The organism is Streptomyces thermocarboxydovorans, from assembly GCF_039524635.1.
GTDB classification, from domain to species: Bacteria; Actinomycetota; Actinomycetes; order Streptomycetales; family Streptomycetaceae; genus Streptomyces; species Streptomyces thermocarboxydovorans.
This window is the reverse complement of the sequence record NZ_BAAAGU010000036.1, coordinates 34,779-51,122: the sequence shown is the minus strand read 5'-3', so window position 1 is coordinate 51,122 and position 16,344 is coordinate 34,779. Positions and strand designations below refer to the sequence as shown.

Sequence of the window (16,344 nt, the reverse complement as noted above, 5' to 3'; positions counted from 1 at the left end):
AGAAGGGCCGGTTCAGGTCGCACCCCCGCTGTCCGCGGCGGGTCCGGGGTGGTCACCGCCGCGCAGCTGGTCGACGGCGTGCCGCAGCAGGGGCTCCAGGACGGCCAGGCCGTCCCTGACGCCGCCGCTGGAGCCGGGCAGGTTCACGATCAGCGTGCTGCCCGCGACCCCGGCCAGCCCCCGGGACAGCGCCGCCGTCGGCACCTTGTCCCGGCCGTGCGCCCGGATGGCCTCCGCGATGCCGGGGACCTCGCGGTCGATCACCCGGCGGGTGGCCTCCGGGGTGCGGTCGGTGGGCGAGATGCCGGTGCCGCCGGTGGTGACGATGACGTCGTACCCGGCGTCGGCGCCCGCGCGCAGCGCGGCCTCCACCGGGTCGCCGTCCGGCACGATCTGCGGGCCGTCGACCTCGAAGCCGAGCCGCTTCAGGCCCTCGGCGATCAGCGGCCCGCCCCGGTCCTCGTAGACCCCGGCCGCGGCGCGGTTGGAGGCGGTGACCACCAGCGCGCGATAGCTCATGCCCTGCTCCAGTCGCCCGACTTGCCGCCCGTCTTCTCCTCGACCCGCACGTCCGTGATGACCGCCTCCTTGTCGACCGCCTTGACCATGTCGATCACGGTGAGCGCGGCGACCGAGACCGCGGTGAGCGCCTCCATCTCGACGCCCGTGCGGTCCGTGGTCTTCACGGTGGCCGCGATCTCCACCGCGTCGTCCGCGACCTCGAGGTCCAGTTTCACACCGGACAGCGACAGGGGGTGGCACAGCGGGATCAGATCGGGGGTGCGCTTGGCGCCCATGATCCCCGCGATCCGCGCGGTGGCCAGCGCGTCGCCCTTGGGCACGCCCTCGCCGCGCAGCAGCTCGATCACGCGGGGCGAGACGAGAACGCGGCCGGTGGCGCGGGCGGTGCGCGCGGTGACGTCCTTGCCGGACACGTCGACCATGCGGGCCGCGCCCGCCTCGTCGATGTGGGTCAGGCGCTGCCGCTCGGTCTCCTGCTCGGCGGTGCCGGGGGTCTCCCCCCGGGATGGCACAGTCATGCTGCTCGGTGCTCCCGGTCCGGGCCCGGCGCGGTCCAGCGCGCGGGCCTGCTGTGCGCGACACGGTACCGCGCGTCGGAGCCGGTCAGCCCAGCAGGACCACCTCGACGTCCGTGCCGGGCGCGACGGACTCGGTGTCCTCGGGGACGACGATCAGCGCGTTCGCCCGGGCGAGCGCGGCCACCAGATGGGATCCGGCGCCGCCCACCGGGGTCACCTTCCCGTCGGCGTAGCGGCCGCGCAGGAACTGGCGGCGGCCCTTGGGGGAGGTGAGCGGCTCGTCGGCGGTGAGGGTGGCCCGGGTCCGGGGCCGGTGCACGTCGGGCAGGCCCATGAGGGTGCGGATGGCGGGCCGGACGAACAGCTCGAAGGAGACGTAGGAGGAGACCGGGTTGCCGGGGAGGGCCAGCAACGGGGTGTGGTCGGGGCCGATGGAGCCGAAGCCCTGGGGCTTGCCGGGCTGCATGGCGAGCCTGCGGAACTCCACGCCGCTGCCCGGCTCGTCCTCGTCCCCGGCGTAGGACAGGGCCTCCTTGACCACGTCGTACGCGCCGACGCTGACCCCGCCGGTGGTGACCATCAGGTCGGCGCGGACCAGCTGGTCCTCGATGGCGTCGCGCAGGGTGTCGGCGTCGTCGGCGACCGCTCCCACCCGGTAGGCGATGGCGCCGGCGTCACGGGCGGCGGCGGTCAGGGCGTAGCTGTTGGAGTCGTAGATCTGACCCGGCCGCAGTTCCTCGTCGGGCTGGACGAGTTCGCTGCCGGTGGACATGACCACCACGCGCGGGCGGGGCCGTACCCGGACGGTGCCACGGCCGATGGCGGCGAGCAGGGAGATCTGCGGCGGGCCGAGCACGGTGCCGGCCTCGAGCGCGCGGTCCCCGGCCTTCACGTCGCTGCCCTGCGCGCGGACGTGGGCGCCCGCCCCGGCCGGGCGGTAGACCAGCACCTGGCCGCCGGCCGCCTCGGGGGCGAGGCTGCGGGCGCGCATGCCGGTGACGGGGCCCTCACCGAGGCCGCCGTCGGTCCACTCCACGGGGACGACGGTCTCCGCGCCGGGCGGCAGCGGGGCGCCGGTCATGATGCGGGCGGCCTGGCCGGGGCCCACGTGCAGCAGCTCGGACTGGCCGGCCGCGACGTCCCCGACGACCTCCAGGGCCGCCGGGTAGGCCTCGCTGGCGCCCGCGACGTCCGCGACGCGCACCGCGTACCCGTCCATCGAGCTGTTGTCGAAGGGGGGCAGGGACACCGGGACTGTGATGTCCTCCACCAGGACGCAGCCCTGTGCGTCGAGGAGGTTGAGTTCGATGGGTTCGAGCGGGCGGACGGTGCTGAGGATGTCGTCCAGGTGCTCGTCCACCGTCCAGAGGTGGTCCGGGCCTGCGGTGCGGGGCGCGGCGGTGCTCAACTTCGCTGCATCTCCTCGGTGACGTAACGGCGGAGCCAGGTCCGGAAGTCCGGGCCCAGGTCTTCACGTTCGCACGCGAGTCGGACAATGGCACGGAGGTAGTCGCCTCGGTCGCCGGTGTCATAGCGGCGGCCCTTGAAGACGACGCCGTGCACCGGGCCGCCGATGCTCTCGTCGGCGGCGAGCTTCTGCAGCGCGTCGGTGAGCTGGATCTCGCCGCCGCGGCCGGGCTCGGTCTCGCGCAGTATCCCGAAGACGGCGGGGTCGAGCACGTAACGGCCGATGACGGCCAGGTTGGACGGGGCGTCGACCGGCTCGGGCTTCTCCACGAGGCCGCCCACGCGGACCACGTCGGCGTCCTCGGTGGTCTCGACGGCGGCGCAGCCATAGAGGTGAATCTGCTCCGGGGCCACCTCCGTCAGGGCGATGACGCTGCCGCCGTACTGCGCCTGCACCTCGATCATCCGCTTCAGCAGCGGGTCGCGCGGGTCGATCAGGTCGTCGCCGAGGAGCACCGCGAAGGGCTCGTCACCCACGTGCGGCGCGGCGCACAGCACGGCGTGGCCGAGACCCTTGGGGTCGCCCTGGCGGACGTAGTGCATGGTCGCGAGGTCGCTGGACTCCTGGACCTTGGCGAGGCGTTCGGCGTCGCCCTTCTTCTCGAGGGCGGACTCCAGTTCATAGTTGCGGTCGAAGTGGTCCTCCAGGGGGCGCTTGTTGCGTCCGGTGACCATGAGGACGTCGTCGAGACCCGCGGCGACGGCCTCTTCGACCACATACTGGATCGCCGGCTTGTCGACGACCGGCAGCATTTCCTTCGGGGTGGCCTTGGTGGCGGGCAGGAACCGGGTCCCAAGGCCTGCTGCGGGAATGACAGCCTTGCTGATCCGAGGGTGCGACTGACTCATGCCGGACACCATATCCGGTGCGATAACTGGGAATCTGTCGCTCCGGTTACTTCCCGCTCATATGAGCATATTGAGACAGTACGAGGACAATCTTGAGACAGAACAAGGGCTCGGACGAGGCTGACAAGCGCGCGTTGCGGCGGCACATCGCCGAGGCGAGGCGCGCCTTGACCGCGGATGACGTGCGGGTTGCGGCGGCCGCGCTGGCCGAGCAGGCGCTCGCCCTGCCCGAACTGGCGCAGGCGCGCACGGTGGCCGCGTACGTCTCGGTGGGGAGCGAGCCCGGCACCCGTGCGCTGCTGGACGCGCTGCACGAGCGAGGTGTCCGGGTGCTGCTGCCCGCGCTGCTCCCGGACAACGACCTGGACTGGGGCCTCTACACGGGCGAGGACTCCCTCGCCTCCGTCAGGCACGGCGGCAGGATGCACCTCTTCGAGCCGGGCGGGGCGCCGCTCGGCCCGGACGCGATCCTGAAGGCGGACGTGGTGCTGCTGCCGGGCCTCGCCGTCGACCGGCGCGGGATGCGGCTGGGCCGCGGCGGCGGCTCCTACGACCGGGTCCTGGCCCGCCTGGAGCGCGCGGGCGCGCGTCCGTCGCTGATGGTGCTGCTGTACGACGCGGAGGTCGTCGAGCACGTGCCCGGGGAGCCGCACGACCGGCCGGTGCACGCGGCGGTGACGCCGTCGGGGGTGCGCAGGTTCGGCTGACCTCCCGGGGCATGCACGAGGATTCCGGGGCCTGCACGAGGAGATGGCCCCGGACATGAGGAAGGGGCCCTTCGGAAGTCCGGAAGGCCCCTTCGTCACTGCGCCGGTCCGCTCAGGGCTTGAGCAGCAGCGTGTCGCTCGTGCTGTCCTGCACCGCCCGGTCGGAGAACGACCACTCCAGCAGCTTGCCCTCGGCCCACTTGTCGGTCTGGTCGACGTAGTGGGCGTTGTAGGCGTGGCCGGAGGCGCCGGTGAGGTTGATCCAGCGGGACTTGTCGAGGTCGCCGAGGTTGACCACCATCCGCATCGACGGCACCCAGACGACCCCGTAGCCGCCGGCCGCGTTCCAGCCGGTGGCGTTGACGGTCGCCTCGCCGCCGCCGAGCTTCCACGGCCCCCGGTTGAGGACGCGCTGCAGCAGGCCCGGGCCCTCGGTGCCCAGGGTCTGGTTCTTCAGGAACAGGCGGTGCAGCCGGCCCCAGCTCCAGGTGTCGATGTCCTTGCCGAGCTTGGCGGTCAGCTCCCAGCGGGCGTCGATCAGGGCGCGCTTGAACAGCTCGTCACGGTTCTCGGCGCCCGGACGGGTGCCCGCCTTGGCGGTCTTCCACCAGTCGCTGTCCTGGTCGTCCATCAGATTGCGGACCACCTCGAACCAGCGGTCGCCGCCGTCCGGCTGCGCCTGGTCCGGCGCCCGCATGCCGCACTCGCGCACTTTGCGGGTCTCGTCGGCGGGACCGGTGGTGTTGACCGGCTCGACCCACAGGCACTGGCCCTCGACCCGCAGCTCCTTGGGCAGCTTGTTGCCGAAGGCCAGCTCCAGGATGTTGCGCCACACGGCGTTGAAGTACGCGGCGGCGGCCGAGTCGGCGTCCTGGGTGTAGTCCCAGCCCTCCAGCAGCTTCTGCGCCTCGCGGACGTCCTTGTCGCCGACGTCGATCTTGAGCAGCTCGGGCACCAGCAACTTGGCGATGGAGCTCTGGTTGTCGAGCTGCATCTGCCGCATGTCGTCGGTGGAGATCTTGCCGCCGTCCTTGATCTTCGACTGGATCAGGTCGGTGATGCGCTGGCTGCGGGCGCCGTAGCCCCAGTCCGTGGTCAGCGTGTACGGGTAGTCCTCGCCGACGACGGCCTGGTTGGCGGTGACGATGTAGCCGCGCTCGGGGTCGTACTCGTAGGGCAGCTCGTCCGGGTCGATCCAGCCGGTCCAGCGGTAGTCGCTGTCCCAGCCGGGCGCCGGGATCGAGCCGTCGTGGCGCTGGGCGCGGGTGGGGATCCTGCCGGGCAGCGTGTAGCCGATGTGGTTGTCGGTGTCGGCGTAGACCAGGTTCTGCGAGGGCACCTCGAAGAGCCGGGCGGCCTCACGGAAGTCGTTCCAGTTCTTCGCCCGGTTGATGGCGAAGACGGAGTCCATGGTGCGGCCGGGGTCGAGGGCGGTCCAGCGCAGGGAGACGCCGTAGCCGTCGCCGCGGTCGGGGGCGGCGTTGTCGACGGTGGCCTTCTTGCCGACCCGCACCAGCTCCTTGCTGCGGTCGGAGAGCAGGGGGCCGTTGTCCGTCTCCCGGACGACGATCTTCTCGTCGGGGCCGCCGGCGACCTTGATGGTCTCCTCGCGCGTCCTGAACGGCTTGATCTTGCCGTCGACCTGGTAGCCGTCGCCGGTGATCTTCTCCAGGTAGAGGTCGGTGACGTCGACGCCGGAGTTGGTCAGACCCCAGGCGATGTCCTGGTTGTGTCCGATTATCACTCCGGGCATGCCCGCGAAGGTGTAACCGGCCACGTCGTACTGGCACTTGGCGGAGACGCTGCGGCAGTGCAGGCCCATCTGGTACCAGACGGACGGCAGCGAGGCCGACAGGTGCGGGTCGTTGGCGAGCAGCGGCTTGCCGGTGATGGTGTGTTTGCCGGAGACCACCCAGGAGTTGGAGCCGATGCCGTCGCCGTTGACGCCGACGGCGGTCGGGAGGTCCTTCATGACCTCCTGGAGGCCGGTGAGCTGACTCTCCAGCGCGGACCCGCCGGTCCCGCTTCCCGCACCGGTGCCGGTACCCGTTCCGGCGCCCGTACCCGTACCCGTACCCGTGCCCGTGCCGGTCCCTGCTCCCGTGCCGCTACCGGTACCGGTCCCGGTGCCGGTGCCGTTCCCGGTGCCCGTGCCGCTCGCGCCGTCTCCCTGCTCGTACGCCTTGGTGAGCTCGTTGTACTGGCCCTCGCGGATGACCGGCTTGTTCCGGCTGTAGGGGTACGCCGGATACAGGTCGGCGATCTGCTTCGGGCCGAGGCGACTGGTCATCAGGGCGCGGTCGATCTCGTCCTGCATGTTGCCGCGCAGGTCCCAGGCCATCGCCTTCAGCCAGGCCACCGAGTCGACCGGGGTCCACGGGCCGGGCTTGTAGTCGTTCTCGAAGCCCAGCGCCGCGTACTCCAGGGAGATCTCCTCGCCCTCCTTGCCCTCGAGGTAGGCGTTGACCCCCTTGGCGTACGCCTGGAGGTACTTCCTGGTCTGCGGCGAGAGCTTCTTCTCGTACTCCTCCTGGGCGATCCGGTGCCAGCCGAGGGTGCGCAGGAACTCGTCGTTCTCGACCTGGCCCCTGCCGAACATCTCCGACAGGCGCCCGGCGGTCAGATGCCGGCGGACGTCCATCTCGTAGAACCGGTCCTGCGCCTGGACATAGCCCTGCGCCATGAACAGGTCCTCGTCGGAAGAGGCATAGATCTGCGGAATGCCGTTCCCGTCCCGTTTCACGTCGACGGTGCCGGTGAGACCCTGCAGAGTGATCGAGCCCTTGGTCTGCGGGAAGGAGGCACGCACGGTGCTGATGGACCAGTACGCCCCGTAGGCCACACCGCCGATCAGGGCCAGCACCAGGACGAGCACGATCAGGCGGAGTTTGCGCCCTTTTGTTCTGCTTTTCCTGCCGGACGTGCCGGGCTGCTGACCCGTGGAGGCGGTGGTATCGGTGGGCATCGCTGTCCTTGCTGTCCTAACGCGAGCGGCAGGTCGGGCTGTTCTTCTGTGTGAGCGCTGGAGCAACGATATGCGGAGGGCCCCGTACCTCTGGACGGGGAGTCGGGAACCGGACCGCACCGGCGTTCGACGCCGCCCGCGCGAGCATCGGGAAACGGCCGAGAGTTAGGTAACCTAACAAAGCAATTCGCCCGGGAGAAGGGAAGGTCCGCTGACCATCCACCACCTCAACCAGCTCCTGTTGGTCTGCTCGCTCGTCCTGCTCGTCGCCGTGGCAGCGGTCCGGATCTCCTCGCGCAGCGGGCTCCCCAGCCTGCTCGTCTACCTGGGCATCGGCATCGCCATGGGCCAGGACGGCATCGGGAACATCCAGTTCGACAATGCCGAGCTGACACAGGTCATCGGGTACGCGGCCCTGGTGGTGATCCTGGCCGAGGGTGGTCTGGGCACCAAGTGGAACGAGATCAAGCCCGCCCTGCCCACCGCCTCCGCGCTGGCCACGGCCGGCGTCGCGGTGAGCGTCGGCGTCACGGCCACCGGCGCGCACTATCTGATCGGGCTCGAGTGGCGGCAGGCGCTGATCATCGGCGCGGTGGTCTCCTCGACGGACGCCGCGGCCGTCTTCTCGGTGCTGCGCAGGATCCCCCTCCCGTCCCGGGTGACCGGCACGCTCGAGGCCGAGTCCGGCTTCAACGACGCGCCCGTGGTCCTTCTGGTGGTGTCCCTCTCCACGGCCGGGCCGGTCGACGACTGGTACGTCATGCTCGGCGTGATCCTGCTGGAGCTGGCCATCGGCGCCGCGATCGGTCTCGCCGTGGGCTGGCTGGGCGCCTGGGGGCTGCGCCGGGTGGCCCTGCCCGCCTCGGGTCTGTACCCGATCGCCGTGATGGCCATCGCCGTCGGCGCCTACGCGGCCGGCGCCATGGCCCACGGCAGCGGATTCCTCGCCGTCTACCTCGCCTCGATGGTGCTGGGCAACGCCCGGCTGCCGCACTGGCCGGCCACCCGCGGCTTCGCCGAGGGGCTCGGCTGGCTCGCGCAGATCGGCATGTTCGTCCTGCTCGGCCTGCTGGTCACGCCGAGCGAACTGGGCGACGACGTGGTGCCCGCGCTCGTCGTCGGACTGGTGCTGACCATGGCGGCCCGCCCGCTCAGCGTGATTTTCTGCCTGCTGCCGTTCCGGGTGCCCTGGCCGGAGCAGGCGCTGATGTCCTGGGCCGGGCTGCGCGGCGCCGTGCCCATCATCCTGGCGACGATCCCGATGGTGGAGGGCGTCGAGGCCAGCCGGAAGATCTTCAACATCGTCTTCGTGCTGGTGGTCGTCTACACCCTGATCCAGGGACCGACCCTGCCGTGGGTGGCCCGCAAGCTGCACCTGGGCCAGGGCGACGAGGCCGCCGACCTCGGCGTGGAGTCCGCGCCGCTGGAGCGGCTGCGCGGGCATCTGCTGTCGGTCGCCATCCCCAAGGGCTCCAGGATGCACGGCGTGGAGGTGGGCGAGCTGCGGCTGCCCACCGGCTCCGCCGTCACCCTCGTCGTCCGCGACGGAAAGTCCTTCGTCCCGAGCCCCTCGACCGTGCTGCGCCAGGGCGACGAACTGCTGGTGGTCGCCACCGACCCGGTACGCGACGCCACCGAGCGCCGCCTGCGCGCGGTGGGCCGCGGCGGCAAGCTGGCGGGCTGGCTGGGGAACGACGACGAGGGCGGTGGACGGCGGTCTTGAGGGGTGCGGGTCGGGGGCGGTGGCCTTTCGGCGTCCGGTGCGACGGCGAGGGCTGCGAGCGGCGCCTCCTGAGCAGCCCGGCTCGGCGGCCGGAGCTGCAGGTGGCGTTCTCGGGCGGTCGGGGGTCCCTGTACCATGCGGGGGACCCCAGATCGAACCAACTCTGCCTGATGCAGAGCTGGCGCGACCGTATGGCGGCCGGGCGCCCTGAGCTGTGGCACCGGTATCTACCGCAGTCAGCGCAAGAGGACAGCTCTCGGCGCGCCCGTAATCCGGGCCTGCGCTACCAGGCGGCAGAAAGGCACGGGCCGTGGCATCCACGGTCACCACGTCGAAGAAGTCGAAGATGCAGAATTCGGCTGCTGCCACCTCCCGTCCGGGATACGGCCGGCTGCTGCGCACCCGCGGCGCCTGGACCTTCCTGCTCCCCGGCTTCGCGGCACGTCAGCCGTTCGCGATGCTCACGCTCTCCATCGTGCTGCTGGTGCAGCACACCACCGGCTCCTACGGCGCGGCCGGCGCCGTCGCGGCCGTCACCGGCGTCTCCATGGCGCTGTTCGCCCCCTGCAACGGGCGGCTCGCCGACCGGTACGGCCAGCGCGCCGTGCTCGTCCCCGGCGTCGTCGTGCATGCCTCGGCGGGCCTCGGCCTGACCGCGCTGGCGCTGGCCGGTGCCCCGCTGTGGGCGCTGTTCGCCGCGGCCGTGCCCACCGGCGCCTCGGTGCCGCAGATCGGCCCGATGGTGCGGGCCCGCTGGGGCGTGATCCTCAAGAACCCCCGGCTGATGACCACCGCCGCGGCCTTCGAGTCCGTCACCGACGAGCTGACCTTCGTGGTCGGCCCGCTGCTGGCCACCGCCCTGTGCACGGCCGTCGACCCGGCCGCCGGCCTGGTCGCCGAGGCCTCGCTGACCCTGATCGGCGGACTGCTGTTCGCCACCCAGAAGCGCACCCAGCCCGCGGTGGGCGTCGACGGCGGCGCGCGCGTGGAGCACGGCTCCGCACTGCGCGTCCCCGGCGTGCGGGTGCTGATCGTGACCTTCCTGGGCATCGGGTCCGTCTTCGGCGGCATGCAGGTGTCGCTTGCGGCCTTCACCCAGTCGATCGGCGAGCCCGGCCTCAACGGCGTCCTCTACGGCATCTTCGCCACGGGCAACATGCTCTCCGGCATAGCCTGCGGCGCCATCGCCTGGAAGATCACCCCGCAGCGGCGCCTGGTCCTCGGCTACACCGCGCTCGCCCTGACCGCGTCCGCCCTGTGGACCGCGCACTCGGCACTGCTGCTCGCCGGGCTGGGCCTGCTGGCCGGCATGTGCATCGCACCGGCCCTGATCACCGGCTACACGATCGTCGAGGAGCTGGTGCCGGCCGGCGCCCGCACCGAGGCGTTCACCTGGCTCACCGGCGCCGTCGCGCTCGGCCAGGCGGCCGCCGTCACCCTCGCCGGCCAGCTGGAGGACCGCCTGTGGACCGGCGCCGGCTTCCTGGTGCCGATGGGCGGCACCGTGCTGACGCTGGTGACCCTGCTGGCACTGCGGTCACGGCTGGTGCCGGGCCCGCGCGGGCGCACCGTGGCACGTGGCGTCGGTCACCGCACGCCCCTCGCAGTGGACTGAACGCAAGGAATGAGTCACTATGGTTCGTCGTTAGCACTCATCGAGTGAGAGTGCCAGGAGGAAGACAGTGCCCACCTATCAGTACCAGTGCACCGAGTGCGGCGAGGGCCTCGAGGCGGTGCAGAAGTTCACCGACGACGCCCTGACCGAGTGCCCCAGCTGCAAGGGCCGCCTGAAGAAGGTGTTCTCGGCGGTCGGCATTGTCTTCAAGGGTTCCGGCTTCTACCGCAACGACAGCCGCAACACCTCCTCGAGCAGCTCTCCCGCCTCGAAGTCGTCGAGCTCCTCGTCGTCCTCGGACTCCGGGTCGGGCTCGTCCTCCTCCTCGTCCTCGACGAGCAGCAGCTCCACCAGCACCACCGCCGCCTGAGGCGCAAGGCTCACAGGCACAGCCTTCCGGACCCTGTCGTCCTGCGACGACGGGGTCCTTGGCGTTTGCACGGGCCGTTAGGGTTCGGGGCATGGCGAACACGGCGAACGCTTCCGCGCCCGCGGCCGAGATCGGTGTGATCGGCGGCTCCGGCTTCTACTCCTTCCTCGACGATGTGACCGAGGTCCAGGTGGACACCCCCTACGGGGCGCCCAGCGACTCCCTCTTCTTCGGCGAGGTGGCCGCCCGGCGGGTCGCCTTCCTCCCCCGGCACGGCCGCGGTCACCATCTGCCGCCGCACCGGATCAACTACCGGGCCAACCTCTGGGCACTGCGCTCGGTGGGCGTGCGCCAGGTCCTCGGGCCGTGCGCGGTGGGCGGGCTGCGCCCCGAGTACGGGCCGGGCACGCTGCTCGTCCCCGACCAGCTGGTGGACCGCACCAAGTCCCGGATCGGCACCTACTTCGACGGGCTGCCGCTGCCCGACGGCACGGTGCCGAACGTGGTGCATGTGTCGCTGGCCGACCCCTACTGCCCGACCGGCCGTGCGGCCGCGCTGAAGGCCGCGCGCGGGCGGGACTGGGAGGCGGTCGACGGGGGCACGCTCGTCGTGGTCGAGGGGCCCCGCTTCTCCACCCGCGCGGAATCCCTGTGGCATCAGGCGCAGGGCTGGTCGGTGGTGGGCATGACCGGCCACCCGGAGGCGGCGCTCGCCCGCGAGCTGGAGCTCTGCTACACCTCGCTGACCCTGGTCACCGACCTCGACGCGGGCGCGGAGACCGGGGAGGGCGTCTCGCACGACGAGGTGCTGCGGGTGTTCGCGGCGAACGTGGACCGGCTGCGAGGAGTGCTGTTCGACGCGGTGGCGGCGCTGCCGGCGAACGAGGAGCGGGACTGTCTGTGCACCTCGGCGCTCGGGGGGATGGATCCGGGGTTCGAGCTGCCGTAGGGCGGCGGTGAGTTAGCGGGCGCGGGCGGTCCGGAGCCCATTGGGGACCGTGAGGGGCTGACGGGGCGGGGAGCCGGGGCGGCCCGGAGAGCTGGAGCTCCGTGAGCTGGAACGGCTCCGTGGTCCCGAGCGCTCAGCGAGCTGGAGCGGATCGGAGAGCTGGAGGTCCGTGAGCTGGAACGGCTCTGGGAGCCGGAGCGGCTCGTTCGGGTGAGCGGGTTTTCCACAGGCCGGAGGGTGTCCACAGAGCCCGGCGGAGATCGGCGCGAGGCCTCATCGTGGGGATCGCAAGCCGGTCTCCGTCACCAGGTGGTGGTCCTCATGTCACTCCGTCAGTCCGCTCGCCCGACCTCGCGTCAGCCCTCTCCTCAGCCCTCTCCTCGGCCCGCCCCTCAGCCCTCTCCTCGGCCCTCTCCCTGGTCCTCTCGTCAGTTCTCGGCGCCCCTGATCTCGCCCAGCGCCTCCGCCGCCGGCACCCCGGTCTCCGGCCCGCCCGGCGCCGGGGTCCCTCCCACGTGCGAGGTGCCGCACTTCGCCCCGGTGCGGGTGCGCGCCGGCCTGCTGGGGTCCCCCGCGCTGGCCCGGCACCGCAGGCGGGCCGTGGCGGTGGGCCTCGCGGTGACGGCGGCGGCGCTGGTCGCGGCCGGGCCACGGGACAGCACCGACCGCTCCCGGGGTCATCCCGAGCGGACACCGGCCTCCCGCGCGGCCCCGGCGGCGACCGGTGAGCGTGCCCCGGCCCGGGCGGCGCGCACCGCCGCGGCGATGGTCACGGCACCGGTGCGGATCTCCGACGCGGCCACGGTCCGGCTGCTGCGGCCGGGGGACCGCGTCGACGTCATCGCCGCCGAGGAGACGGCGACCGGAGGCGAGGCCCGCGTGGTGGCACGCGGGGCGCGGGTGTCCGAGGTCCCGGAGCCGGTGGCGGAAGGGCCGGAAGAGAGCGGTGCCCTGGTAGTCCTCTCGGTACCGCGCCCCGTGGCGGCCGAACTCGCCGGCGCGAGCGCCACGGCACGGCTGGCGGTGACCCTGTGCTGAACGCCCCTGTCGCCGCCGTCCCGAACACCCCTGTCCCCGCCCGGCCGCTGCATGTCCCTTCCGAGCGACCCGATTGGACAGGCCCGCACGGCGTTGACGTAGGTTGCGGAGCGTTTTGCTGCACGCACCGCGTATGTGAGATGGGGCCCCGAGGTGAGCGAGAAGAAGGAATCCGTGTGGCAGGGCTTCAAGGCCTTCCTGATGCGCGGGAACGTCGTCGATCTGGCCGTCGCCGTGGTGATCGGCGCCGCGTTCACCAACATCGTCAACGCGGTCGTGCGGGGCGTGATCAACCCGCTGGTCGGCGCCTTCGGCACCAAGAACCTCGACAGCTACACCTCCTGCCTGAAGGGGCCCTGCGAGGGCACCGGCGACTCGGCGACGGGGGTGCGGATCCTGTGGGGTTCGGTGCTCGGAGCCACACTGCAGTTCCTGATCACCGCGGCGGTCGTCTACTTCCTGATGGTGCTGCCCATGTCGAAGTACCTGGCCAGGGTGGCCGACCGCAGGAAGGCCAAGGAGGGCGCGAAGGAGCTCGTCGAGGGTGACCGAGCTGGAGGTGCTCAAGGAGATCCGCGACGAGCTGGTCGCGCAGCGGCAGTCGGGACGCGGAGAGGCGTAACCGGGCGCCCGGCTCAGATGTGGTGGGGCGGCTTCTCGTCGAGGAAGCGCTTGAGATCGGCCGCGCTGTCGCCGGACGGTGCCTCGCCCCACCCTCGGTCGGTGTCGTCCGAGGTCTGCTGGTCCAGCGGGTCGTCGAAGACCAGCGCGGGCTTCGGCTCGCGCGGCTCGGGTCCGGGGGCGGTGCTCATACGTCCCAGGGTACGGCCCCGCCGGCGGGTGGCCGAGGCGGCGGCCGGCGTGTAAACAGCGCCTGGCCGTCCGGGGCGTGCACCACACTGAGCGCATGACAGTTGACGCACTGACCGATGTGGCCGGCCTGCGGGTGGGGCACGCGACGCGCAGCGGCGGCGGATGGCTCACCGGCACCACGGTGGTGCTGGCGCCCCAGGGCGGGGCGGTGGCCGCCGTGGATGTGCGGGGCGGCGGTCCCGGCACCAAGGAGACCGACGCGCTGGATCCGCGGAACCTGGTGCAGAAGGCCGAGGCGATCGTGCTGACCGGCGGCAGTGCCTACGGCCTCGACTCCGCCTCCGGGGTGATGGCCTGGCTGGAGGAGCAGGGGCGCGGTGTGCGGGTCGGCGCCGACCCGAAGCATGTCGTGCCGGTCGTACCGGCCGCCTGCGTCTTCGACCTGGGCCGGGGCGGCGACTTCCGGGCCCGGCCGGACGCGGCCCTGGGGCGCGCCGCGGTGGAGGCGGCCGCGGCGAGCGAGCCCGGGGCACCGGTCGAGCAGGGCTGCGTGGGCGCCGGCACCGGAGCCGTGGTCGGCGTGATGAAGGGCGGGGTCGGCACGGCGAGCACGGTGCTGAAGTCGGGGTTCACGGTGGCCGCGCTGGTGGTGGCCAACGCGGCGGGGTCGGCGGTGGACCTGGAAACGGGGGTGCTGTACGGGGAGTTGGCCGGGGGCCGGGTGCGCTATCCGGAGGAGAAGGTGCACGCGGCGGCGCGGCGGCGTCTGGAGGAGTCGGCCGAACGGAACGCGCCGCCGCCGCTCAACACCACGCTCGCGGTGGTCGCCACCGACGCGGACCTGACCCAGGCGCAGGCCCAGAAGCTGGCGGGCACCTCCCACGACGGCATCGCCCGCGCCGTGCGCCCGGTGCACCTGCTCAACGACGGTGACACGGTCTTCACCCTGGCCACCGGCCGCCGGCACCTCGACCGCGCCGACCCGCTGGCGCTGAACGAACTGCTCGCGGCGGGCGCGGACATGGTGACCCTCGCCATCACCCGGGCGGTCCGGGCGGCCACCCCGGTGTCGACGCCGGGCGGCGCGTGGCCGTCGTACGAGGAGCTGTACGGCACCGGCTGACGCCCGGTCGCCCCACGCCGGCTCTCCTTCGGGGCCTGCTGCCCTCCCCTCGGGCTGTCTCACCCGCCGACCGACTGCCCCTCACGCGGGCGGGCTTGCACCCCGGCTGCCCCGCGCACCATCTCCCGCACACCCCGACTGCCCTCGCACGAACCCTCGTTCATACGCTCGGCGGGCGGAATGTCGCGGTTCTGTCACCGTGATGTCGCTGGTCGGGGCGCGGCGGAACCCGGGGCGGGGCCGGCGGGCTCTTGGTTCACGTACGTGTGCGGATCACTCACATCGACCGAACCTGGAGCAGCCCGTGACAACGCCGGACATTGCAGCGCGGCGCGTGGTGGCGGCGTGTGCCGCCCTGCTGGTCGGCGCCCTCACCCTCACCGCCTGCGGGGGCAACGCGAACGCCGACAGCGACAAGGGAGGCGAGGGAGGTGACGCGAAGGGCGCGACGATAGCGATCTCGGCGAAGGACGGCTCGACGGGCGCCTCCATCAACTCCACCGGGGTGAAGGTCACCGGCGGCCGGCTGACCGACGTGAAGATGACCGTGGCCGAGACCGGCGAGGCGGTGCCCGGCGACCTGACCGGCGACGGGCGCGCCTGGAAGCCGAAGGAGCAGCTGGAGCGCGGCACCAAGTACCGGATAGCGGCCACCGCCAAGGACGGCGAGGGACGCACCTCCAAGGCCGGGTCGGAGTTCACCACGGTCAGCCCGGCGAACAGCTTCATCGGCACGTACACGCCGGAGCACGGCTCGACGGTCGGTGTCGGCATGCCGGTGTCGTTCACCTTCGACAAGGCGATCACCGACAAGAAGGCCGTCCAGTCGCACATCAGGGTCACCTCCAGCAGCGGGCAGAAGGTGGTCGGGCACTGGTTCAACTCCCAGCGGCTCGACTTCCGTCCGAAGGAGTACTGGAATTCCGGCTCCAAGGTCACCGTGAAGATCGACCTGGACGGTGTGGAGGGCGCGAACGGCGTCCACGGCGTGCAGAAGAAGACGGTGACCTTCACCGTGGGCCGCTCCCAGGTGTCCACGGTGGACGCGAACACCCAGACCATGACGGTGGTGCGGGACGGCAAAACGATCAAGTCGGTGCCGATCTCGGCGGGCGACGCGCAGCACTCCACGTACAACGGGCAGATGGTGATCTCGGAGAAGTTCGTCCAGACCCGGATGAACAGCCAGTCGGTCGGCCTCGGTTCGGAGTACGACATCCAGGACGTGCCGCACGCCATGCGGCTGACCACCAGCGGCACCTTCATCCACGGCAACTACTGGTACAACAAGGGCAACCCGCCGTTCGGGCGGGTCGGCGGCAGCCACGGCTGCGTCGGACTGCAGGACGTGCGGGGCGCCCAGGGCGACACCCCCGGCAAGTGGTTCTACGACAACTCCCTCATCGGGGACGTGGTGATCGTCAAGAACTCCCCCGACACCACGGTCGCGCCGGACAACGGGCTCAACGGCTGGAACATGGAGTGGAGCGAGTGGGTCGCGGGCAGCGCCGTCTGAGCCGTCCCGCCCCCCGCCGCACCCGTCAAGTACGCGCCGGACGGCCGGAACTGACGTCGCCTCGGGCCGCCCGGGAACCCACCGGGCGGCCCGTTCGTCTTTCTCCCCGCACGTTTTCTCGGATCCCGGACATGATGTCCGACCGAGGGGCTACGGTATGCACCCACAA

At 71.8% G+C, this 16,344-nt stretch carries 13 protein-coding genes and 1 pseudogene; 9 read left to right on the top strand and 5 right to left on the bottom strand.

The window, feature by feature from the left end; all coding sequences use genetic code 11:
* Positions 1–12: 12 nt before the first annotated feature.
* The 4 genes from ABD198_RS18080 to galU form a co-directional block, all read right to left on the bottom strand.
* Positions 13–519: a MogA/MoaB family molybdenum cofactor biosynthesis protein gene (locus ABD198_RS18080; protein ID WP_344002573.1), complete on the bottom strand. Its 507-nt coding sequence runs from the start codon at positions 517–519 to the stop codon at positions 13–15.
* Positions 516–1,040, bottom strand: a complete 525-nt coding sequence (gene moaC, locus ABD198_RS18075; protein WP_344002571.1) for a cyclic pyranopterin monophosphate synthase MoaC — start codon at positions 1,038–1,040, stop codon at positions 516–518. The genes ABD198_RS18080 and moaC overlap by 4 nt, the downstream gene beginning before the upstream one ends.
* An 85-nt stretch (positions 1,041–1,125) precedes the next feature.
* Positions 1,126–2,448, bottom strand: coding sequence for a molybdotransferase-like divisome protein Glp (gene glp / locus ABD198_RS18070; protein WP_344002568.1), 1,323 nt, complete (start codon positions 2,446–2,448; stop codon positions 1,126–1,128).
* On the bottom strand, positions 2,445–3,356 hold the full coding sequence (gene galU / locus ABD198_RS18065; protein WP_344002565.1) for a UTP--glucose-1-phosphate uridylyltransferase GalU: 912 nt from the start codon (positions 3,354–3,356) through the stop codon (positions 2,445–2,447). Before galU ends, glp begins: the two co-directional genes overlap by 4 nt.
* Positions 3,357–3,448: 92 nt before the next feature.
* Between galU and ABD198_RS18060 the strand changes: the two genes are divergently transcribed.
* Positions 3,449–4,063, top strand: coding sequence for a 5-formyltetrahydrofolate cyclo-ligase (locus tag ABD198_RS18060; protein WP_344002562.1), 615 nt, complete (start codon positions 3,449–3,451; stop codon positions 4,061–4,063).
* A gap of 112 nt (positions 4,064–4,175) precedes the next feature.
* On the opposite strand, the gene ABD198_RS18055 is transcribed toward ABD198_RS18060, so the two are convergent.
* Entirely contained in the window at positions 4,176–7,028 is a 2,853-nt protein-coding gene (locus tag ABD198_RS18055; protein WP_344002558.1) for a penicillin acylase family protein, read from the bottom strand.
* A 211-nt stretch (positions 7,029–7,239) separates the two neighbouring features.
* Here ABD198_RS18055 and ABD198_RS18050 point away from each other — a divergent pair, with 211 nt between their 5' ends.
* The 8 genes and pseudogenes from ABD198_RS18050 (at position 7,240) to ABD198_RS18015 (ending at position 16,175) form a co-directional block, all read left to right on the top strand.
* Positions 7,240–8,751 carry a potassium/proton antiporter gene (locus tag ABD198_RS18050; protein ID WP_344002647.1) on the top strand — a complete coding sequence of 504 codons (1,512 nt, stop codon included), beginning with the start codon at positions 7,240–7,242 and terminating at the stop codon, positions 8,749–8,751.
* 310 nt (positions 8,752–9,061) lie between these two features.
* The gene (locus tag ABD198_RS18045; protein WP_344002555.1) at positions 9,062–10,366 is read left to right on the top strand and encodes an MFS transporter; all 1,305 of its coding nucleotides are present in this window, start codon (positions 9,062–9,064) and stop codon (positions 10,364–10,366) included.
* A 67-nt stretch (positions 10,367–10,433) separates the two neighbouring features.
* Positions 10,434–10,736 carry an FmdB family zinc ribbon protein gene (locus ABD198_RS18040; protein WP_344002551.1) on the top strand — a complete coding sequence of 101 codons (303 nt, stop codon included), beginning with the start codon at positions 10,434–10,436 and terminating at the stop codon, positions 10,734–10,736.
* A 91-nt stretch (positions 10,737–10,827) separates the two neighbouring features.
* The gene (locus tag ABD198_RS18035; protein ID WP_344002548.1) at positions 10,828–11,685 is read left to right on the top strand and encodes an S-methyl-5'-thioadenosine phosphorylase; all 858 of its coding nucleotides are present in this window, start codon (positions 10,828–10,830) and stop codon (positions 11,683–11,685) included.
* Positions 11,686–12,207: 522 nt separating this feature from the next.
* Positions 12,208–12,723, top strand: a complete 516-nt coding sequence (locus ABD198_RS18030) for a CpaB family protein (RefSeq protein ID WP_344002544.1) — start codon at positions 12,208–12,210, stop codon at positions 12,721–12,723.
* 153 nt (positions 12,724–12,876) lie between these two features.
* Positions 12,877–13,345, top strand: a pseudogene (gene mscL / locus ABD198_RS18025) (large conductance mechanosensitive channel protein MscL).
* A 285-nt stretch (positions 13,346–13,630) separates the two neighbouring features.
* Positions 13,631–14,659: a P1 family peptidase gene (locus ABD198_RS18020; protein WP_344002541.1), complete on the top strand. Its 1,029-nt coding sequence runs from the start codon at positions 13,631–13,633 to the stop codon at positions 14,657–14,659.
* A gap of 304 nt (positions 14,660–14,963) precedes the next feature.
* Positions 14,964–16,175, top strand: a complete 1,212-nt coding sequence (locus ABD198_RS18015) for a L,D-transpeptidase (protein WP_344002538.1) — start codon at positions 14,964–14,966, stop codon at positions 16,173–16,175.
* The last annotated feature ends 169 nt before the right edge of the window (positions 16,176–16,344 follow it).